This window comes from Vreelandella hamiltonii (genome assembly GCF_014651795.1).
In the GTDB taxonomy this organism is placed as follows: domain Bacteria; phylum Pseudomonadota; class Gammaproteobacteria; order Pseudomonadales; family Halomonadaceae; genus Vreelandella; species Vreelandella hamiltonii.
Genome location: NZ_BMXO01000002.1, coordinates 163,938 through 183,755, shown reverse-complemented (window position 1 = coordinate 183,755; position 19,818 = coordinate 163,938). Strand labels below are relative to the sequence as shown.

Below are 19,818 nucleotides of genomic sequence, written 5' to 3'. Positions count from 1 at the left end.
CAAAAAATATATTTTTCGTATACATGAGATATTTAGCGAGAGTTCTTCCTGACCCTCTTTTTATGAAAGACAACACAATCCTGCTATTGCTGCGCGACGCCTGTGCTGTACCTGTTGGCTTGAAGGCATTGCAACGGTGCAAGCGAGCACGCGTTCAACCCAAAATAGTGCGCCACAGCAGCCGACGCAGCCGACGCAGCCCATTCAAGGCCACTCATGAGCACACATCGAGGAAAATGGCATCACGGACAGCGCCAGCAGGCTTTAAAACGACTCGACGCCTACCCGGCACTGCGGTGATCAGGCCCTGCGGTGATAGAGTTCAAAGACGAAAGACTTCACGCAGGTCGGGCGTATCACTTTTCTCTTCGACTATCGACAGCGACGCTTCGATGGCCTTGAGGTGACGGCTCATGAAGGCCTTGGCGCGTTCGCCATTGCCTGCTTCCAGGTAGCCGATCAGATCGTCATGGTCGTGGGACTCGCAGCCCAGGTGGCCGCGATGACCATATACGGCGAGGATCAGTGAAGAGCGCGAGCAGAGGCGCTCGACGAATTCCGCCAGGGTGGCGTTGCCGGAGAGCTGCGCCAGGCGCACGTGGAAATCGGCCGAGAGACGGATGGCCACGCTTTGCTGGCCGCCGCGCAGGGCCTGTCGCTCCTGCCTGGCCATGTCTCGCAGCTCGGCAGCCGCCTTGGCATCCATGCGCCTTGCCACGTCGGGCATCAGGCCGCACTCGATGAGCTGGCGTGCATCGAACACGTCCTTGGCTTCATCGGCAGTAGGGCGCGTCACGCTGGCCCCACGGCGCGGCGTCAGAGTCACCAGTTGCTCCAGCGCCAGCCGCTGCAGGATTTTACGGATCCCCGTGCGGCTGATGCCAAACACCTCTGCCAGGGCATCTTCGCGCAGCCGGGCACCCGGCTTGAGGCGTTGCTCCACGATGGCATCGCTCACTGCTCGGTAAATGGCTTCGTGGCGCTCGTCACCCTCTTTTTCCGTGGGCCGCCGTTTCAACGCCGTCTGCGCTTCGCTCATGGGGTCTCCTCTCTGCGAACCGTTTTACTCCTCCCAGGCCGCTATGATATCGCGCTCTTCGTCACTCATGTTGGTGATATTGCCCAGCGGCATGTAGCGAGTGGCGACGACCCGCTGAATCTGTGCCTTGTGGCCCAGTATCTCTTCCCAGTGATCGAAGGCGTAGCCCGCAGGCGGCGCGGAGAACCCGGCGTGCTCAGGGTTACGCGCATGGCACAGGGTGCAGTGCTGCTCCACCAGAGCGGTGATCTGGGCCTGGTCGGGGGCCGCGCTGGTACTTTCCACGGCGGCGCGCGGGCTGGGGGCCGCTACCCAGAACGCCAGCAGAATGAGCCCTACGCCTATCGCAGGATAGGCAGGCTGGACCTTGCCCGCATGCATCAGCACGAAGAACTGACGAATCAACGCGCCAGCAAAGATGAACAGGGCCATGACGATCCAGGCCTGCTCATGGGAGTATAGAAAAGAGTAGTGATTACTCACCATCAGCAGCACCACCGGCAGCGTGAAGTAGGTGTTGTGCACCGAGCGCTGCTTGCCGCGCTTGCCGTCTAGCGGGTTGGGGGCCTCTCCGGCTTTCATGGCCTTGACCATGCGGCGCTGGCCGGGAATGATCCAGAAGAAGACGTTGGCCGACATGGCCGTGGCCATGACGGCCCCGGTGAGCAGAAAGGCTGCCCGCCCGGTGAACATCTGGGTGCTCAAATACGCCACGACCACCATCATCACCGCCACGGCAATGCTCAGCAGGCCGTCACGTTGCATATCCGGGCTGATACGCTTGCAGAGCTCGTTATAGACCACCCAGCCGCCCAGCAGGAAGCTCAATGCCAGCAGGTTGGCTTGCCATCCGGTGAGGTTGGCCGCCCAGGCCCAGTTGCTGTTGGGGTTGACCAGGTAGAAACCCGGATTGACCATATAAAGAATGACGAACAGCGCAAAGCCAGAGAGCCATGTGGTGTAGGCTTTCCAGAACGACCAGTGCAGGTCGTTGGGGAGTTTGGCAGGGGCCGTGGCGTATTTCTGGTTATGATAGAAACCACCGCCATGCACCGCCCACATCTCACCAAACACACCCTTGTCACGATCTTCCTGAGCCTTGGGCGTGCGCAGGCTGTTATCCAGCATGACGAAATAGATCGACTCTCCGATCCAGGCAATGGCGGCGATCACGTGGAGCCAGCGCAGCAGCAGGTTGGCAAATTCGATAGTGTACGCTTGCATGTGAAGCCCCCTCAGCTACCGCGATAGGTCGAGTAGCCATACGGCGAGAGCAGCAGCGGTACGTGGTAATGCTGGCTGGCATCGGCCACGCCAAAGCGCAGCGGGATGACGTCCAGGAAGCGGGGCTCGGCAGCCTCGCCCCCCTGCTGGCGTAGATAGTCTCCCGCATGGAACACTAGCTCATATTCGCCAGCGGTCAGCGCCTCGCCTTCCAACAGCGGCGCATCACAGCGGCCGTCGCTGTTGGTGACGGTGGTCGCTAACGGCTCGCGCTGGCCACCGGTCAACCGAAAGACCTCGATGATGATGCCCTGACCGGGCTGCCCTTTGGCGGTATCCAGCACGTGGGTAGTCAAGCGTCCCATCGTCACTCCTCATATTGGCAGGGTTATTGGTGTTGTTGGCAAGTTTGACCTATTGGTCAAAGAGTACCGTTGATGCTATTTATTGTATACAGCAATTCCCTTTTCGCACGCTTGGAGAACCCTTGTGCCGACTGAAACGCCTTTGCGACTGTCCCCTGCCCCGAGCCAAAGCAGCCTGGAAACCTTCGTGGCCCACTATGGCGATGTCTATGAACACTCTCCCTGGGTGGCCAAGGCTGCCTGGCAACACGGCCTGGAAGAGGCTCACGACGCCCCGGATGCGCTGGCCGAACTGATGGGCAAGATGCTTCAACAGGCATCTCCCGAGCAGCAGACGGCCGTCATTCAGGCACACCCTGACCTGGCCGGCAAAGCCGCGTTGGCCGGGGAGCTGACCCACGACTCTACCAGCGAACAGGCCGGTGCTGGGCTCGATCAGTGTTCACCGGAAGAGTTTGCCCGCTTCGAGCAGTTGAACGCCGCCTATCAGGAAAAATTTGGCTTTCCCTTCGTGATTGCCGTCAAGGGCCTGGACCGCTATGCCATTCTGGAGGCCTTTGAAAAGCGGTTGAACAACGATCCGGTACAAGAAAGAAAAACGGCCATCGAGCAAATCATCAGGATTGCACGGTTTCGGCTGAGAGCGCGTGCAGGCGACGCCACCTAACGCCCGCTCTTCGGATAAAAAAATGCCGCGCTTCAGGGCGCGGCATTTTCATGGAGCAACCGTTACGATTTGGCAGTATCGGCTGCTTTCTTGGTGGTCTCTTCCGCCATTTTCTGACTTTCCTGCAGGAAGCCCTGGCTGATAGAGGTCACTTTTTCGGAGTCACCTTTCATGCGCTCCATCATGTCGCTGGCCGCTTTCTGCTGGCTTTCCATGGCTTTCTTGAAACTATCGGCGTCTTTGACGTCGAGCCAGGTGCGCGCCTGGGCGATGGTCATGTCGGAATAGGCGCGTGCAGCATCCATTTGAGCGCCGACCAGTTGCTCGTAGTAGTCCAGCGCTGCCAGTGTGTAAGAGCGCATGGGGGAAACAAACACGGACTCGAACTGCTGGCTGGTTTTTTCTGCTGTCTTGTTCATCACTAAATCTCCTTGAGTGAGCTAGCGGTACGATGCGCTCGACGGCGCATCTTGATAGGCGGTTGCCGTTGCTAATATCAAAGCTAGCAGCGCTTTTTGTGCAGCGCAACATGATTTTTTTCACCTTCATGCACGCTGCATCGCCATTATCGATGACTCACTCGCGGTTAATCATTATTAGCGGTTTCCGAACAAGTGCTTACGCGCCAGATCATCCATGGGCGCTCCTGCCTGGGGGTTCACATCCTCGACCAATGCATAGGCTTTGCGAATGGCGGGACGCTGGGAAAGCTCTTCGAACCAGCGCTCCAGGTCGGGAAACTCCTCCAGGGTCTGGCGCTGTTTTTCCCAGGGCACGATCCATGGGTAGATGGCCATGTCGGCAATCGAGTAACGGTCGCCGCCCACATAGTGCTGCTGGGAAAGACGCTGGTCCAGCACGCTATAAAGCCGATTGGTTTCACGCACGTAGCGCTCGATGGCGTAGTCGATCTTGTGGGGCGCATAGTGGCAGAAGTGATGATTTTGCCCGGCCATGGGGCCTAGCCCACCCATCTGCCAGTGCAGCCACTGCAGTACCACATAACGCTCGCGCCCTTCTGCTGGCAGGAACTGGCCACTCTTGTCTGCCAAGTACTCCAGAATCGCCCCTGACTCGAACAGCGCCATGGGCTGCCCCCCGTCGCGCGGGGCATGGTCGACGATGGCAGGAATACGATTATTGGGCGCAATGGCCAGGAACTCGGGGTCGAACTGCTCGCCACGCCCGATATTGATGGGCTTTACGCGATAAGCGAGCTTTGCTTCTTCAAGCATGATGGAGACTTTGTGGCCGTTGGGCGTTGTCCAGTAATACAGGTCAATCATTGCCATCTCCTTGTCCATGAAGGGCGTCCCCATACAGGGCCTGCCCCTTCATGTTGCCTGTGAGTGTCAGCGGCGAGTACCGCTTAGCCTAGTATAGATCACGAATGGTAATGGCCTTGCCCGCCACGCCATCGTGCACCGCCAGCATGCGCTGGAACCAGCCGGCCACGGGGTCACGCTCCTCCACCAGCGTTTCGGTCGAGACGCTATAGGCCCACATCATGCTGCCGAACAGCAGGTAATCTGCCCCAGCGGGGGAGTCACCATCGAGGAAAGGGGTTTCCTTGAGTTGTGCACTGACGGGCACCAGCGCCTGATGCAGTTGCTGGCGGCCTTTCTCAGGGTCGTGAACCGCCTCGAGGCTGGCCCCAAAGCGCGCTTCACGGGTGGTGCGGAAGTACTCCCTATCCTCCGGGTGGATGGCTTCCAGCAGATCCAGCACCACGATACGAAACAGCGCGGGCGTAATGCTGCGGTCCACCAGTTGCTTGAATAGCGTGACACGCTGCAAGCCCAGTCCATCGCCCAGCACCGGAGCCTCAGGGTAAGTGGTATCCAGGTAGCGCAGGATGTCGAAGCTGTCGGTGACCACCGTATCGCCATCGGTCAACACCGGCACCTTGTCGTAGTGGGCAAATGCCAGCGCCTCTTTCTGCTGAAACCGCCAGGCCACCGTAGTGTATGCCAGCCCTTTGTGGGCCAGCGCCATGCGCACGCGCCAGCAGTAGGGAGAAAATCTCAAGCGATCATCGCGACCGCACAAATCATAAAGCGTGATGGCCATGGTCGAACGACTCCTGAAAAGAGGTAAAGAGTGCACCTACACTATACGCCGTCACAGCATACGCGATAGGCCTAGAACATCCCTCCTCTGTGTACTGCCTTTCTCCTCCTTGACTGAACTGTCTATTAGTCTAATAACGGTGTCGACTCGGCGCTTCTTTGCAGCGCTAAAAAAGCAATGAATAACAGTCACTTGATATTAAAAAAACGCCTCGATACGCGGCCGAAAAAGCCCCTTTTACTGGTAAGACCAATTTTCCAATATAGTCATTCCAGGCGCCTGACCGTATCTTTCACGCTGTCCCAACTATCATTGAAAATGATGCGTTGGCTTTCGCGGAGCACACCAAATCAATAACAAGGGGCCGTTCCTCCCATGAATGAAAATATACTAGCTCTTCTGGCATTTCTGCCGCTGTTGCTGGCCGGGATATTGCTCATAGGCTTTAAGATTCCCGCCAAGATAGCGATGCCGATCGTTTTCCTCACCGCTGCCATTATCGGCCTGACTGCATGGGACATGTCGTTCAGCCGTGTCGCGGCATCCACCGTTCAAGGGTTGATCCAGACCGCTGGCCTGCTGTGGATCATCTTTGGCGCCATCCTGCTGCTGAACACCCTCAAGCACTCTGGGGGCATCACGGCCATCCGTAACGGCTTTTCAGGCATCAGCCCGGACCGCCGCGTGCAGGCGCTGATCGTCGCGTGGCTGTTTGGCTGCTTTATCGAAGGCGCCTCAGGCTTTGGCACCCCCGCTGCGGTGGCTGCACCGCTGATGGTCGCCCTGGGCTTCCCGGCGCTGGCGGCCGTCGTGGTAGGCATGATGATTCAGTCGACCCCGGTATCGTTTGGCGCAGTGGGCACCCCGATTGTGGTGGGCGTGGGCAGCGGCCTCGACCGTGCCGGCATCACGGCGCAACTGGAAGCCAACGGCTCCACCTGGGAAGCGTTCTTCCAGCAGGTCACCAGCACCACGGCAATCACTCACGGCATCGTGGGTATTCTCATGCCGCTGATTCTGGTGCTGATCATGGTGCGCTTCTTTGGCGCCAACCGCTCCTGGAAAGAGGGGCTGTCCATTGCTCCGTTCGCCATTTTCACGGGCATCGCGTTCGTCGTACCTTACATGCTGGTAGGCGTCTTCCTGGGGCCAGAGTTCCCCTCGATGATCGGTGCCATGGTCGGCCTGGCCATTGTCGTTCCTGCTGCGCGTAAAGGGTTCCTGCTACCGAAAGACACCTGGGACTTCCCGGAAGCCACCTCCTGGCCGGACGAGTGGATCGGCAACCTGCAAATCAAGCTGGACGATGTCGCAGGCAAGGCACCGATCTCGACCCTCAAGGGCTGGATTCCCTATGTGCTGTTGGCGCTCTTCCTGGTGGCCTCTCGCACCATCGAGCCGCTGCGCGTGGCGCTGACTTCCGTGAACCTGAACTGGGCCAACATCTTCGGTGAAGCAGGCGTCAGCGGCGGCATACAGCCGCTCTATCTGCCGGGCGGCATCATTCTGGCCGTGGTGTTCATCACCTACTTCCTGCACAAGATGAACCCGCGTCAGATGAGCGCAGCCGTCTCGGAATCCACCAAAACCATTTTTGGTGCGGGTTTCGTCCTCGTGTTCACCGTGCCGATGGTGCGTATCCTGATCAACTCGGGCGTCAACGGCGCAGACCTGGTGTCCATGCCTGTCATGATGGCCCAGGCGGTTGCCAACAGCGTTGGCGGTGTCTATCCCTTCTTTGCGCCCGCCGTGGGTGCCATGGGTGCTTTCATCGCCGGTTCCAACACGGTTTCCAACCTGATGCTGGCCGAGTTCCAGTTCAGCATTGCGCAAACTCTGGGGCTCTCAACGGCCGTCATGGTCGCGCTTCAGGCGGTGGGTGCTGCTGCGGGTAACATGATCGCGATTCACAACGTGGTCGCCGCCTCGGCAACCGTTGGCCTGCTGGGCCGCGAAGGCACCACGATTCGTAAAACGATCATTCCGACCATCTACTACCTGGTATTCACCGGTATCATCGCGCTGGTCGCGTTCTATGTGCTGGGTATCACTGATCCGCTGATGTAACAACCTCAGCTGGGCTCAGACACCCTCTCCCACCCCTAGGCCACGCCTGGGGGTGGGCGTTTTCAGGTACAGGCAGGCTCAATCGATGCGCTTGAGCGAGTCAGCGTGCTGCTTGCCCCGTATCACATAGCTTTGTGCATTCAGCTTCAGCGCTTCCACCGCCTCTGCCGACAGCTCCCTGACCACTTTGGCAGGTGAGCCGACAATCAACGAGTTTGGCGGAAAGACCGCCCCTTCCTTGATGAAGGCTCCCGCGCCTACCAGGCTGTTCTCGCCAATCACGGCGCCGTTGAGCACTACCGCCTGAATGCCGATCAAGCAGCCATCCCCCACGGTACAGCCATGCAGCATCGCCTGGTGCCCGACGGTCACCCCTTTTCCCACCTTCAGCGGGTAGCCGGGGTCCGCGTGCAGCACGGCGCCATCCTGAATGTTGCTCTCTTCACCGATTTCCAGATGATCGCTGTCGCCGCGCAGTACCGCCTGATACCACACGCTGGCGCGTGCCTTCAGGGTAACCTGACCGATGACGTCCGCCGTGTCGGCAATGTATACGTCTTCATGAATAGCGGGCTGATGCTCGCCAAATTGATAGATGGCCACGTAACGCTCCTTTTGTTGGTTGTCGCTATCAGGCTAGCGCCTGAGCCAGCAGGCGAGCAACGTGAATCGCTTCGCGCCCGCTGCCATCCTGAATTTGATGACGACAGCTGGTGCCATCGGCCACTAACACCGCCTCCTTGTTTGCGCTTCGCACGGCAGGCAACAGCGTCAGCTCTGCCATTTTCATCGAGGCTTCGTAGTGTTCGGCTTCATAGCCAAAGCTGCCCGCCATGCCGCAGCAGGACGACTCGATCGTCTCGACTGACACGCCAGGAATCCAGTTCAGCACCTGCTCTACCGGGCGCAACGCATCAAACGCTTTCTGGTGGCAGTGCCCATGCAGCATCACGCGCCGGCCTTCCATGGGCTTGAGCGTTAACGACAGCTCTCCTGTCGAGTGAGCATGTAGCAAAAATTCCTCAAACAGATAGGCAGCTTCCGACAGTGCCTGCGCCTGTTCACCAAAGCCATACTGCAAGAATTCATCACGCATGCTGAGCAAGCATGAGGGTTCCAACCCCACCACGGCCACGCCACGCTCCACGAACGGCATCAGGAAGTCCAGCGTGCGCTGTGCCTCGGCCTTGGCTTTCTCGAACTGGCCCGAAGAGAGGTAGGTGCGGCCACAGCAGAGCGGCCGCTGGCCTTGGGTCACATTGAGATGCACGCGATAGCCAGCGGCTTCCAGCACTCGCTTGGCAGCGGACGCATTGTCGCCCTCCATGTAGTTATTGAAGGTATCCACAAACAGCAGGACTTCTTTCTCTGCAATTGACCTCTCTGCAATTGGCCTCTCAGCGGTTGACGAAGAGTCCGCCGTCGCCAGAAAGTTGCCGTTAAACGCGGGAAGCGCTCTTTTCGGGGCCAGCTTGAGCGCCTGCTTGATGCGCTTCGCCAGCCAGGGAGCCCGTTCGATACCGTTCACCAAACCTGAGAACCGGCTAGCCCAAGGGGCGTAACGGGGCATTTCGCCAACCATGCGATCACGCAACGTGAGGCCTTTGGCGCGCACCCGAGCCGCCCGTGCTTCTATCTTGAATTTGGCCATATCAACGCCCGTGGGGCAGTCGCGCTTGCACCCTTTACAGGAAACGCATAGATCCAGCGCCTCTTTCACCTCATCGCTGGCAAGTCCTTCATCCCCCAACTGCCCCGAGAGCACCTGCCGAAGCGTGTTTGCCCTACCCCTGGTCAGGTGCTGCTCTTCTTTGGTGATGCGGTAGCTTGGGCACATGGTGCCTGCATCGAACTTGCGACAGTGGCCGTTGTTGTTGCACATCTCGACCGCCATGGCCAAGCCATGGGTGGTGTCTCCGGCACTGCCAGGAGGCGTCTGCTCCCCCGTGAGCGGATCTCGCTTCACGTTCCAGGAGGACCAATCGAATACCGGCGTCATCGGAATACGCTGATAGGTGGAGGGAAACCGGAAGTAGCGCTCGTCATCCATTTTCGGGGTATCGACGATTTTTCCAGGATTGAGCAGGTTCTGCGGATCAAAGAGCTGTTTCACTTCGCGGAAAGCGTCATTGATGGTCTCGCCAAACTGCCAAGCAACCCACTCGCCACGGCAAATACCGTCGCCGTGCTCACCCGAGTACGCGCCCTTGTACTCACGCACCAGCGCAGAGGCCAGCTCTGCGATTTCACGCATTTTTTGCGCCCCGTCGCGGCGCATGTCCAGAATGGGGCGAACGTGCAGCGTGCCGACCCCCGCATGGGCGTACCAGGTGCCCTCCGTGCCATAGCGATTGAACACCTCGGTGAGCTTTGCGGTGTACTCGGCAAGGTGCTCGAGGGGAACGGCGCAATCTTCGATGAAAGAGACCGGCTTGCCATCGCCTTTCATGCTCATCATGATATTGAGCCCAGCCTTGCGCACGTTCCACAGCGCTTTCTGCTCGGCCGCCTCCGGCATATTCACCACGCTGCCGGGCAGTCCTAAATCACTCATCAACTCATTCAGGCGGCCTAGCGCTTCAAGCTGGGCATCTCGGTCTTGCCCGGCAAACTCCACGAGCAAAATGGCTTCCGGCTTGCCGATCAGCGCTTTTTCGATCACCGGCCTGAACGCCGGATTCTCAAGCGAGAGCTCGATCATCGTGCGGTCGACGAGTTCGACCGCCATCGGCCCCAGCTTGACGATATGCTGAGTAAAATCCATGGCTTGGTAGAACGTGGGGAAGTTGACGACCCCCAGCACTTTTTGTTCGGGGAGCGGCGACAGCTTCAGCTTGATACGGCGGCTTACCCCGAGCGTCCCTTCAGAGCCAATGAGCAAGTGCGCCAAATTCGCCCGCCCATTCGGGTCATAAGGGATAGGGTTTTGGCAGTCGAACAGGTCGAGGTTATAGCCCCCCACGCGACGCAACACTTTGGGAAAGTGGTCGCGAATATCATGGCCGACCCGCTCGGCTATGGCTTTTACCTGCTGGGCGAGTTGCTGCTCCCGTGAGCCCTCGGCAAAGCCATCCACAAAGCTGAAATTCACGTCGCATCCATCGGCCAGGGTGGCTTCGATGCCCTCGACGTTGTGCACCATGTTGCCGTAGTAAATAGAGCGCGATCCGCAGGAATTATTGCCTGCCATTCCGCCAATGGTGCACTGGGCACTGGTGGATACATCCACCGGATACCACAGCCCGTGGGGCTTGAGCCAAGCATTGAGGTGATCCAGCACCATGCCGGGCTCCACCACCACGGTGCGTGCGTCGGGGTCGAACTCCACCACTTGGTTCAGCCAGCGCGTGGTATCGAGAACCAATGCCTCACCAACGGTTTGACCACACTGGCTGGTGCCTGCCCCACGTGCCAACACCGGCACGTGGGCATCACGGGCAATGTCCAGGGCAATTTTCAAATCTGCCTGATGGCGTGGGATCACCACGCCAACGGGGGTTATCTGATAAATGGATGCGTCAGTGGCATAACGCCCCCGAGTCGCCTGATCAAATAAGACATCGCCTGCGAGCTCTCGTGAAAGCCGTTCAGCCAGACCGCTGATCGGCTTGATCTTGGCATCTCTTGGCGCATGTTGGCTGGTCAGTGACGTCATGACACTCCTCCCCTTTTTAAAGCGCCTGATGGTCGCTTGAAGCTTGCAACGGGTTCGCTGCGAAGTACTCCAACGCTGCCAAGACACCGCTGCCGCGCAGTGAAACGCCTGCCAGCTTCATGCCCGCTTCGCAGCCGCCCAGCGTGGCAATCAGGGTCAGGTCGTTGCAATCCCCCAGGTGCCCGATACGGAACATCTTGCCTTTCGCCTTGCCAAGGCCCATTCCCAGCGACAGGTCAAAACGCTCATAGATGATCTTGCGCACGGCATCCGCATCCACGCCTTCCGGCATCACCACCCCTGTGAGTACCGGCGAGTACAGCGCGGGGTCCTGGCACTGAATCTCCAAGCCCCACGCTTGTACCGCCGCACGCACCCCTGCCGCCCAGCGCTGGTGGCGGGCCAGTACCTGTGGCATACCCTCATCCAGCAGCATGTCGAGTGCTTCATTAAGGCCGTACAGCAAGTTGGTGCTGGGGGTATAGGGCCAATAGCCGTTCTGGTTGGCTTCTAGAATTTCATCCCAGGCCCAGAAACTCTTGGGCAGCTTGGCCTGCCTGCTCACCTCGATCGCCTTGGGTGAGAGCGCATTGAAACTAATGCCCGGCGGCAGCATCAGGCCCTTCTGTGAGCCGGACACCGTGACATCCACGCCCCACTCATCGTGGCGGTAATCGGCACTGGCCAACCCGGAAATGGTATCCACAATCAACAAGGCCGGGTGATTAGCCTCATCGATGGCTCGACGAACCGCCGCAATGTCACTGGTGACCCCCGTGGAGGTTTCGTTGTGCACCACACAGACCGCTTTGATCTCGTGCTCAGGGTCGTCTTTTAGCCGCTCTTTGATCATCTGGGCTTGCACGCCTTGGCGCCAGCCTTCATACCCCGGCAGGCCAATGAATTCCGGCGTCAGATCCAGGCGCAGCGCCATCTTGTGCCATAGCGTGGCAAAGTGGCCCGTTTCGAACATCAGCACCCGGTCGCCAGGCGACATGGTATTGGCCAACGCAGCTTCCCAGGCGCCCGTGCCAGAGGCGGGGTAGATCACTACCGGGTGTTCGGTCTTGAACACCTGCTTGGTCTTGGCCAACAGTTCACGGCCCAGCGCGCCAAACTCCGGCCCACGGTGATCGATCGTTGGCAGGCTCATGGCGCGCAGAATGCGGTCTGGCACCGGCGATGGGCCAGGAATCTGCAGAAAATGACGACCGGAGGGGTGAAAATCGAGCTTCAACATGATGTCGCTTCCTCTTTGTTGTTGTAATGCAGTTGTTGTAATGCGGTTGTTGTGATGCGGTTGTTGTGATGCGGTTATCGCGAAACAGCACGGCACTAAATTGGATAATGAATTCAAACCATGTTTTTAAAAAACTACTTTATGCACCCTTCGGCACGCAACGTGTCGCGCTCTTCATCCGACAGGCCCAATTGCTCGAGCACCTCATCGGTATGTTGAGCAAAGAGCGGCGCTGCAGAACGGATCTGGGCAGGCGTACGTGAGAACTTGCTGGGAAAACCGATGGTTTTCATTTTGCCGATCACCGGATGATCCATCTCCTCCACCATGCCACGGGCCAGATAGTGCTCATCCTGCATGGCCTGGGCGAAATCATTGATAGGCCCTGCCGGTACGCCGGCGGTATCACACAGCGCCAGCCACTCATCGACGGTCTGGTGGGCCATCAGCTCTTCGAGCAGCGCCTCCAGTTCATCCACATGCTGGCCACGATCATGGTTGGTCAGAAAGCGGGGGTCTTCCATCAGCGCGGGCCGTTTCAATACATCGCCGCAAAACCGCTCCCAGGTCCGTTGATTGGCGCAGCCCAGCATCAAATAACCATCCTCGGCCTTCACCGCCTGATAAGGCGCAGACACCCGATGGCGCCAGCCAGTAGGGCCAGGCACCGTGCCTTCAGAGAAGTAAGCTGCCGCTTCCCAGGTAAACCAGGGCAACCCGCATTCGGTAATGGCGATATCGATATGCTGCCCTTCCCCCGTCTTCATCTTGTGGATGTGGGCGGCCAAAATCGAATAGACCGCCGTGATGCCACCGCCAATGTCGTAGACCGCGATGCCGGTCTTCAAGGGGCGCCGCCCGGCTTCGCCGGTCATCGACATCAGCCCCGTCATCCCCTGCGCCACCAGATCGAACCCGCCTTTGTGGCTGTAGGGCCCGGTCTGGCCATACCCCGAAATGGAGCAGTAAACGATACCTGGATTGATGGCTTTGATGGTGTCGTAGTCGATCGACAGTGACTGGGTGACCCCAGGCCGATAGTTCTCGACGATGACATCCGCATCGGCTGCCAGTCGATAAAAGATCTGGCGGGCACGCTCGTCTTTCAGGTTGAGTGAAATGCTTTTCTTGTTGCGGTTGATTTGCGAAAAGCAGGTCGACTCGCCGTTCACATATGGCCCCATCTGGCGGCTGTCATCGCCGCCATTGAGTTTCTCTACCTTGATGACCTCGGCACCCATATCCGCCAGCACCATGGTGCAGTAAGGACCAGCCATGATCTGTGATACATCGAGGACTTTTATATCTTGTAAAGGAAGCATGCGCTTTCCTCCTCAAGCCTGTGATAGGCATCTACTGAGCAGAGCGGCAGCCTTACTGGCCGCGCCACTCAAAAGGCGTTTTATTGACGAATTTGTTCACCGCTGCCGAGAAATCCTGGCTCAGGTAGCAAGTGGCCACCCAATCGTCGCTGGCATCGGGCGGGAGCCGCCGTTGGGCCTGCACGCGATTGATCAGCGCCTTGCTGGCCTGCAGGGTCAGCGGTGCACGTTTGGCAAATTCGGCGGCAATGGTGGCGACTTCGGCGTAGATGTCCGCCCCATCGAACAGCTGATTGACCAAACCCGCGCCCAGCGCTTCTTCTGCCGTCACCAGTTTCGCCATCATCAACACTTCTTTCGTGCGCGGGATACCGACCATATCCACCAGCCGAGACACGTTGGTAATGGAGAGCGTATTGCCCAGCGTCTTGGCAATAGGCACCCCAAATTTCAGCGTGTCGGTGGCATAGCGAAAATCACATACCAGCGCCAACGCCGCGCCGCCGCCTACACAGGCCCCTTCGATCAGCGCCAGCGTGGGTTTCGGAAAGGTTTCCAGCTTGCCCACCACACGGTCGATGCGCCGCTCGTAGCCAATGGCATCCTCCGCTTCCGCAAAATGTGCAAACTGGGTGATGTCGGTACCCGCCACGAAGGCTTCCCCGCCAACACCGTGAAGCACCAGGGCATGGATATCGGTATCGTCGGCTAACGTGTCGCAGTAGTACTCCAAGGCGTTGTACATTTCCCACGTCATGGCATTGCGGCTTTGCGGACGGTTGAACCCTAACCAGGCCACACCGTCTTTCACTTCGCAGCGCAGACTATCGGTGGTGGGTGCTTGTAGTTGCTGTGTCATGGAGCACCCCTTATCCGTAGATGAAGTTGACCAATGCCAAGGCAAAGGCAGGAATGTAGGTATTGATCATCAAAATCGTGAACAGCACGGCAATGAACCAGAGATTGGTTTTGGACGTTGCCCAGATGTCTGATTTCGCAATGGAGCAGGACGCAATCAATACGCTGGCAACCGGCGGGGTCTGCTGCCCGATGGCCAGGTTCAGCGTGACGATCAGACCGAAGTGCAGCGGATCGATACCCACTTCCAGTACCAGCGGCAGCACGATAGGTACGACCAGAATGATGGCGGCTGCCGAGTGCAGGAACACACCGAGAATCAGGAAGATGATGTTCAGCAGTGCCAGGATCACATACTTGTTGCTGGTCAGGTCGCTGATTTGCAAAGCAATGGCCTGAGGAATACGGGTTTCGGTCAGATACCCGCCCACTACCGCAGACGCCGCCACGAGCAGCATGACGACGGCAGTTTGCACACCAGCGCTTTTGCACGAGTCGATGAAGTTCTTGAGGGTAAACTCGCGATAGACCACCGCACTGATGAAGATAGCGACACACACTGCCAGCGCAGCACCTTCCGTCGCCGTCACGAAGCCGCCGAAAATCCCACCCAGAATGATGACCGGAATCAACAGCGCCCAAACGGCCTCTTTCAGTGCCTTCCAGAGTTGCGACACCCGGAAACGACCTTCAGAGGGGAAGTTGTACTTACGCGCCAGGTAGTAGCACATGGCCGCCAAGCCCATCGCCCCCAGCAGGCCAGGAAAGATACCGGCCACGAACATCTGAACGACCGACTCCCCCGACATGACCGCGTACAGAATCATGGGTATGGAAGGCGGAAGGATAATTGCCAGACTGGCCGCCGAAGAGGAAATCGAGGCGGCAAACTCTTTGGAGTACCCCTTCTTGCGCATGGCAGGAATCAAGATACTGCCAATCGCCGACACGCCCGCTACCGATGACCCGGAAATTTCGGCAAAGAACACCGACGCACCGATGGTCACCATCGACAGGCCACCCTTGATGAACCCCACCATGGCCATGGCCAGATCGATCAAGCGTCGCGAGATGCTGGAGGCGTTCATGATGGCACCTGCCAGAATGAACAGCGGGATGGCGATCAACGGAAAGTTGGTTGCCCCCTCGAACATCGTCATACCCACCGTCGGCATCGCCATGCTGCCGTAGGTGATGAAGGTGGCTATCGTCCCTACCAACGCCAGAGCGACCGCCACTGGCACATTGATCAAGATCAGCGCGATCAGAGCAATGAAGATATAGAGAATGATCATGATGGTTACTTATCCCCGCTGCTGTGTGCTGACGGCTTCGACCTCATCGGCATCGATGCCGACCTCTTCAAGCTCATGGTCCACAAAGCCTTTGCCTCGGGCACTTTTCAAAATATCGGGCAGCCGCAGCAGCTCGGCGATAATGAACAGGACAGAAGCGATGGGAATGGCGGACTGAGTCACCTGCATGGAAATGGACGGCAGGCTCACCATGTTCATGCCTTCCAGAATCATCATGACCTGGTAGCTCGCCAACCCTAGAAAGACGAAGAAACCAATCGTGATGGCTTCGGCCAGCAGGGCAACGGGCACCCGTACCGCCGGAGGGCACATGTTCAGCACGCTGGGGCAAGTGATATGCGCCCCTTTTGCAGCCGCCAGGGCAGCGCCGTAATAGGTCACCCATGCCAGCAGTACGGCCGCCAGCTCGTCGTACCAGCTCAGCGGAGAACCCAGGTAACGAGAAACGAAGCCAATCGTGACGACCCCGGCCAACGCAATCACCAGCACCACCACGATGCCTTCAAGAAACGCAAAGTAGGCGTTCTTGAACTTGGTATAAGTGCTCATTGAAACCTCCTGTTGGTAGAGGCGTCCGCCGACAAGGGCAGCCGCCTCCAAGAAATGGTGGCGACGTTACTCACGCAGGGCGGCAACGGAGTCCAGCATTTCCTGACCACCGGCAACATCGCTTGCGAACTTGTTGTAGATGGATTGAGAGGCCTCAACGAAAGCATCGAAGTCCACTTCATTGACTTCCATACCGGCATCACGCATGCGCACCAGGGTCTCGTCATCGAGGCGCTGGCCCTCTTCCAAGGCAAAGTCTTCCATTTCCAGCGCGACTTCTTGCAAGACCGTGCGTACTTCTTCCGGCAGCCGATTCCAGCTTGCGCCAGCCGTCAGGTAGGCAGGGGTATAGACGTGATTGGAGATGGACAAATAGTCCTGAACTTCATGAAAGCGAGAGGAGAAGGTTTGAATCAGGGGATTCTCCTGGCCATCCATCGCACCCGTCTGAAGGGCGACGAACACCTCGGAGAGGGACATCGGGGAAGGCGCAGCCCCATAGCTGCGGAACATCTCTATCCGCCACACACCGCTGGGCGTTCTCAGTTTGATACCGCGTAGATCCTCGGGCACGGTAATGGGGCGAACGTTATTGGTGATTTGGCGGAAACCGTTTTCCCACACGCCAATGATTCTGAAGCCACGCGCTTCGGCTGCCTCATACAGGGGGCCACGCACTACCTCGTCGCGCACTCGCTTCATGTGCTCGCGGTCTTCGATCAGGTAAGGCATTTCGAACAGCGCAAACTGCTCTGACTCCGAACTCATGACCGTCGAGGGAATGGAGAGATCCAGTGACCCCAGGCGCAGGCGACGCATCATGGATTCGTCGCTGCCTAGCTGGCTGTTGCCGTAGACGTTCACCTCCGCAATACCGTCGAGGCGTTCATTGGCCAGCTCCGCAAAGCGGTTGGCCGTGATTTCGAACAGGGATCCTGGCCCGCCTACATGCCCAAGGCGTACCTCGACGTTGGCCTGCGCCAGCGAGGCGCTCAGCCCCAGGGTCACGGCCGTTGCCAAAAAAGCTGTTTTGATGAATTTCATGGGAGTGCTCCAAGTGAACCGTTGTTGTTATTGAATCTTCACCCACTCAATTTGAATTCAAAATTCAAAATTAGGTATTAAACTTTCGTATCGAGCCGCTTTGCGAAATTTCAATGCTCTGAATAAGCAGGCATTTATGGCGATGACGGGCAAAAAAAAGCAGCGCCTGACAGGCACTGCTCGTACGAACGTTGCGCATTTTTTCAGCGCGGCTCCCCTCCTGGCGCCAACCCCCAGTGCAAACCCGCCGCCTCGATACCGGCAATGGCTGCCTGCTGATCTTCATCAGAAGAGGCACCGCTCACCCCCACGGCCCCCACCACACGTTGCTGGGCATCCAGAATCGGTACCCCGCCGGCAACCGGAACGAAGTGCCCCCCAGAGGCCGCCGCCACACTGGCCAAAAAGGCAGGCCGCTCGCTGTTTCGCTCGCCGATGATGCCACTCGAGATTCCCATGCCGATTGCTGCGTATGCCTTGCCCTGGGCGACAGGAAAGCGCAATGGCGCGCATCCATCCTCGCGCTCGGCACATACCACATGCCCTCCCGCATCCAATACCACGATGGTCAGTGGCGTGAGTTCAGCCCCCCGCGCCTGCTGTATGGCACCGTCCACGATGCGCCTTGCCTGCTCTCGTCCAAGCTGCACGCTGCACGTAAATACACTTCCCGCCATGGCTCAGCTCCTGTTTATTGTTGAATGATGGATCGCCGCCCTGCTGCGACGGCTTTTTGAGAATAGCCCAGACAGCAAACTGCATTCATAATTACTTTTGCAGATCATACAAAGAAGCGTCACTATGTCTGTAAAGCGTTACTGCCTGTAAACCCCTACTGGGCTTGGCATGACGCGCCGCATGACCAACCGCTTGGGGAGCAACAGGCGGGCTTACCAAAAGGGACAGCACCATGACTAAAATCCTGCAGCGAAACCTCTATCGCGAAGTCGCTGATCGCATCGGCGAGCTGATCGAACATGGCGAGCTTGCGCCTGGTGAGCGTATTTCAGAGAAACAGCTGTGCGAACGGTTCGGCGTATCGCGCACGCCCCTGCGGGAGGCCCTGAAAGTATTGGCCACCGAAGGGTTGATCGAACTGCTGCCCAACCGTGGCGCGCGTGTCGTGCGCTTGACGTTCAAAAAGGTCAAGGATACCTACGACCTGATGGCGGCTCTGGAAGGGCTGTCAGGTGAACTCGCCTGCCAACATATCAGCGATGCCGAAATCAAAGCGGTGCGCAAACTGCACGACACCATGCTGGAGCACTACCATCAACGCGATCTGGCGAGCTATTTCATCGTCAACCAGCAGATACACGAAAGCATCCTGGCAGCGTCGCGCAATGAAGTGCTCCAGGAGATGTACAGCAATCTCAGCCAGCGGGTGAAACGGGTCCGCTACTCCAAGAAGATGACTCAGAAGTTCTGGCGCCAGGCCGTACAGGACCACGAAAACATGATCGAAGCGCTCGAAGCACGCGATAGCCCTCGGCTAGGGCAGATTCTGCGCGATCACCTGTGCAACAAGCTCGAAGTCGCCACCCTGGCGGGGGTCATCGAGGATGACAGCCTCAACGTAGCCAACTGCTAACCCGCACCCTTCACTACCACTGTTCCAGACGCATGGCGGAGCGCTCCAGGCGATCGTGCTCCGCCTCCAGCTCTCTCAGCAGTTCACTGATGCTGGTGAGGTGCTCCAGCGCAATCTGCCGCGCCTGCTCGGCGTGGCCGCTGACTACCGAGTCATGCAGGCGTGCGTGCTGCTGATTGATCATTTCTCTGGGCCCGGGCCGGTGGTAGAGGTGCTTGACCGATGCAAAGACCGAGCTGAGCAGCAGATCGGTCAACCCTTGCAGCGTATGCACCAGCACGGGGTTGTGGGAGGCCTGGGAGATGGCCAGATGAAACGCGTGGTCCAGCCGCGCCAACTGCTCGACTTCCAGGGTATCCGTCTGGGCAGCGTATTCGGCCATCTCACGATAGCGGCGTGTGATCAGCACGCGGTCCATGGACGTGCCACGCCGAGCCGCCAGATAGGCAGACTCGCCCTCCAGCAGCGCGCGCACTTCCAGCAGGTCGAACAGCGTCCGCGGATGGTCACGGAACAGATGCATCAGCGGGCTCTGGTGCTGGCTCGGCAACAGCGACGCCACGGTGGAACCATGGCCCTGGCGAGTGTTGATGATGCCCTTGCTGCGCAAGATCCTCAGCCCCTCACGCAGGGAGGCACGAGAAACACCCAGACGCTCACATAGCCGCCGCTCGGAAGGCAGCAGTTGCCCCGGTCGAAAGACTCCCTCGAGAATCAGCTCTTCCAGCTTGGCCGCCACGTGCTCGGGCGTGCGTTTGCCCATGGCGATGTCATCGTTGTTGAGTACCACTTGCCCTCCTCTCTGCTTGAG

General features: G+C 58.5%; 19 protein-coding genes. 3 read left to right on the top strand and 16 right to left on the bottom strand.

The window, feature by feature from the left end; all coding sequences use genetic code 11:
* Positions 1-322: 322 nt before the first annotated feature.
* From IE061_RS04240 to uraH, 3 genes are read right to left on the bottom strand one after another with little or no spacing between them, the layout of a single operon-like run.
* Positions 323-1,039, bottom strand: coding sequence for a GntR family transcriptional regulator (locus IE061_RS04240; protein ID WP_096921436.1), 717 nt, complete (start codon positions 1,037-1,039; stop codon positions 323-325).
* Between the two features lie 24 nt (positions 1,040-1,063).
* The gene (locus IE061_RS04235) at positions 1,064-2,263 is read right to left on the bottom strand and encodes a urate hydroxylase PuuD (RefSeq protein ID WP_193461049.1); all 1,200 of its coding nucleotides are present in this window, start codon (positions 2,261-2,263) and stop codon (positions 1,064-1,066) included.
* Positions 2,264-2,274: 11 nt separating this feature from the next.
* Positions 2,275-2,628 (bottom strand): hydroxyisourate hydrolase, encoded by a 354-nt coding sequence (gene uraH, locus IE061_RS04230; protein ID WP_096921438.1) that lies wholly within the window; start codon positions 2,626-2,628, stop codon positions 2,275-2,277.
* Between the two features lie 124 nt (positions 2,629-2,752).
* Between uraH and uraD the strand changes: the two genes are divergently transcribed.
* On the top strand, positions 2,753-3,295 hold the full coding sequence (gene uraD, locus IE061_RS04225; protein WP_193461048.1) for a 2-oxo-4-hydroxy-4-carboxy-5-ureidoimidazoline decarboxylase: 543 nt from the start codon (positions 2,753-2,755) through the stop codon (positions 3,293-3,295).
* A gap of 62 nt (positions 3,296-3,357) precedes the next feature.
* Here the strand turns inward: uraD and IE061_RS04220 are convergent, their stop codons facing one another.
* The 3 genes from IE061_RS04220 to IE061_RS04210 all read right to left on the bottom strand — a co-directional run bounded on the left by IE061_RS04220 (position 3,358) and on the right by IE061_RS04210 (position 5,365).
* The gene (locus tag IE061_RS04220) at positions 3,358-3,714 is read right to left on the bottom strand and encodes a phasin family protein (RefSeq protein WP_016916200.1); all 357 of its coding nucleotides are present in this window, start codon (positions 3,712-3,714) and stop codon (positions 3,358-3,360) included.
* A gap of 177 nt (positions 3,715-3,891) precedes the next feature.
* A complete protein-coding gene (locus IE061_RS04215; protein WP_039175401.1) occupies positions 3,892-4,581 on the bottom strand; it encodes a glutathione binding-like protein in 690 nt (229 codons plus the stop codon).
* Between the two features lie 88 nt (positions 4,582-4,669).
* Positions 4,670-5,365, bottom strand: coding sequence for a glutathione S-transferase N-terminal domain-containing protein (locus tag IE061_RS04210; protein WP_193461047.1), 696 nt, complete (start codon positions 5,363-5,365; stop codon positions 4,670-4,672).
* 375 nt (positions 5,366-5,740) lie between these two features.
* Between IE061_RS04210 and IE061_RS04205 the strand changes: the two genes are divergently transcribed.
* Complete coding sequence (locus tag IE061_RS04205) at positions 5,741-7,432, top strand: L-lactate permease (protein ID WP_039175398.1); 1,692 nt, start codon at positions 5,741-5,743, stop codon at positions 7,430-7,432.
* A 78-nt stretch (positions 7,433-7,510) separates the two neighbouring features.
* Here the strand turns inward: IE061_RS04205 and IE061_RS04200 are convergent, their stop codons facing one another.
* The 9 genes from IE061_RS04200 to IE061_RS04160 form a co-directional block, all read right to left on the bottom strand.
* On the bottom strand, positions 7,511-8,035 hold the full coding sequence (locus IE061_RS04200; protein ID WP_039175395.1) for a gamma carbonic anhydrase family protein: 525 nt from the start codon (positions 8,033-8,035) through the stop codon (positions 7,511-7,513).
* Positions 8,036-8,063: 28 nt separating this feature from the next.
* Positions 8,064-11,087 carry an FAD-binding and (Fe-S)-binding domain-containing protein gene (locus IE061_RS04195; RefSeq protein ID WP_193461046.1) on the bottom strand — a complete coding sequence of 1,008 codons (3,024 nt, stop codon included), beginning with the start codon at positions 11,085-11,087 and terminating at the stop codon, positions 8,064-8,066.
* Between the two features lie 16 nt (positions 11,088-11,103).
* Positions 11,104-12,327, bottom strand: a complete 1,224-nt coding sequence (locus IE061_RS04190) for a pyridoxal-phosphate-dependent aminotransferase family protein (RefSeq protein WP_193461045.1) — start codon at positions 12,325-12,327, stop codon at positions 11,104-11,106.
* 134 nt (positions 12,328-12,461) lie between these two features.
* Entirely contained in the window at positions 12,462-13,649 is a 1,188-nt protein-coding gene (locus tag IE061_RS04185) for a CaiB/BaiF CoA transferase family protein (RefSeq protein ID WP_039175388.1), read from the bottom strand.
* A 52-nt stretch (positions 13,650-13,701) separates the two neighbouring features.
* Positions 13,702-14,508, bottom strand: coding sequence for an enoyl-CoA hydratase (locus IE061_RS04180; protein ID WP_039175386.1), 807 nt, complete (start codon positions 14,506-14,508; stop codon positions 13,702-13,704).
* A gap of 10 nt (positions 14,509-14,518) precedes the next feature.
* On the bottom strand, positions 14,519-15,802 hold the full coding sequence (locus IE061_RS04175; protein ID WP_189462532.1) for a TRAP transporter large permease: 1,284 nt from the start codon (positions 15,800-15,802) through the stop codon (positions 14,519-14,521).
* Between the two features lie 9 nt (positions 15,803-15,811).
* Positions 15,812-16,372: a TRAP transporter small permease gene (locus IE061_RS04170; RefSeq protein WP_039175383.1), complete on the bottom strand. Its 561-nt coding sequence runs from the start codon at positions 16,370-16,372 to the stop codon at positions 15,812-15,814.
* 66 nt (positions 16,373-16,438) lie between these two features.
* Positions 16,439-17,416 (bottom strand): TRAP transporter substrate-binding protein, encoded by a 978-nt coding sequence (locus IE061_RS04165; RefSeq protein ID WP_193461044.1) that lies wholly within the window; start codon positions 17,414-17,416, stop codon positions 16,439-16,441.
* A gap of 203 nt (positions 17,417-17,619) precedes the next feature.
* Positions 17,620-18,093, bottom strand: a complete 474-nt coding sequence (locus IE061_RS04160; RefSeq protein ID WP_189462529.1) for a GlcG/HbpS family heme-binding protein — start codon at positions 18,091-18,093, stop codon at positions 17,620-17,622.
* Positions 18,094-18,326: 233 nt separating this feature from the next.
* Between IE061_RS04160 and IE061_RS04155 the strand changes: the two genes are divergently transcribed.
* Positions 18,327-19,007 carry a GntR family transcriptional regulator gene (locus IE061_RS04155; RefSeq protein WP_039175376.1) on the top strand — a complete coding sequence of 227 codons (681 nt, stop codon included), beginning with the start codon at positions 18,327-18,329 and terminating at the stop codon, positions 19,005-19,007.
* A 13-nt stretch (positions 19,008-19,020) separates the two neighbouring features.
* On the opposite strand, the gene glcC is transcribed toward IE061_RS04155, so the two are convergent.
* Positions 19,021-19,797, bottom strand: a complete 777-nt coding sequence (gene glcC / locus IE061_RS04150) for a transcriptional regulator GlcC (protein ID WP_084123720.1) — start codon at positions 19,795-19,797, stop codon at positions 19,021-19,023.
* Positions 19,798-19,818: the final 21 nt, after the last annotated feature.

What these genes read in the sequence shown, in the direction of transcription:
- IE061_RS04170 (WP_039175383.1), bottom strand. Translation starts at nt 16,372, where the DNA reads ATGAGCACTTATACCAAGTTCAAGAACGCCTACTTTGCGTTTCTTGAA.
- IE061_RS04210 (WP_193461047.1), bottom strand. Translation starts at nt 5,365, where the DNA reads ATGGCCATCACGCTTTATGATTTGTGCGGTCGCGATGATCGCTTGAGA.
- uraH (WP_096921438.1), bottom strand. Translation starts at nt 2,628, where the DNA reads ATGGGACGCTTGACTACCCACGTGCTGGATACCGCCAAAGGGCAGCCC.
- IE061_RS04180 (WP_039175386.1), bottom strand. Translation starts at nt 14,508, where the DNA reads ATGACACAGCAACTACAAGCACCCACCACCGATAGTCTGCGCTGCGAA.
- IE061_RS04185 (WP_039175388.1), bottom strand. Translation starts at nt 13,649, where the DNA reads ATGCTTCCTTTACAAGATATAAAAGTCCTCGATGTATCACAGATCATG.
- IE061_RS04155 (WP_039175376.1), top strand. Translation starts at nt 18,327, where the DNA reads ATGACTAAAATCCTGCAGCGAAACCTCTATCGCGAAGTCGCTGATCGC.
- IE061_RS04190 (WP_193461045.1), bottom strand. Translation starts at nt 12,327, where the DNA reads ATGTTGAAGCTCGATTTTCACCCCTCCGGTCGTCATTTTCTGCAGATT.
- IE061_RS04240 (WP_096921436.1), bottom strand. Translation starts at nt 1,039, where the DNA reads ATGAGCGAAGCGCAGACGGCGTTGAAACGGCGGCCCACGGAAAAAGAG.
- IE061_RS04160 (WP_189462529.1), bottom strand. Translation starts at nt 18,093, where the DNA reads ATGGCGGGAAGTGTATTTACGTGCAGCGTGCAGCTTGGACGAGAGCAG.
- IE061_RS04235 (WP_193461049.1), bottom strand. Translation starts at nt 2,263, where the DNA reads ATGCAAGCGTACACTATCGAATTTGCCAACCTGCTGCTGCGCTGGCTC.
- IE061_RS04205 (WP_039175398.1), top strand. Translation starts at nt 5,741, where the DNA reads ATGAATGAAAATATACTAGCTCTTCTGGCATTTCTGCCGCTGTTGCTG.
- IE061_RS04220 (WP_016916200.1), bottom strand. Translation starts at nt 3,714, where the DNA reads ATGAACAAGACAGCAGAAAAAACCAGCCAGCAGTTCGAGTCCGTGTTT.
- IE061_RS04195 (WP_193461046.1), bottom strand. Translation starts at nt 11,087, where the DNA reads ATGACGTCACTGACCAGCCAACATGCGCCAAGAGATGCCAAGATCAAG.
- IE061_RS04175 (WP_189462532.1), bottom strand. Translation starts at nt 15,802, where the DNA reads ATGATCATTCTCTATATCTTCATTGCTCTGATCGCGCTGATCTTGATC.
- IE061_RS04165 (WP_193461044.1), bottom strand. Translation starts at nt 17,416, where the DNA reads ATGAAATTCATCAAAACAGCTTTTTTGGCAACGGCCGTGACCCTGGGG.
- IE061_RS04215 (WP_039175401.1), bottom strand. Translation starts at nt 4,581, where the DNA reads ATGATTGACCTGTATTACTGGACAACGCCCAACGGCCACAAAGTCTCC.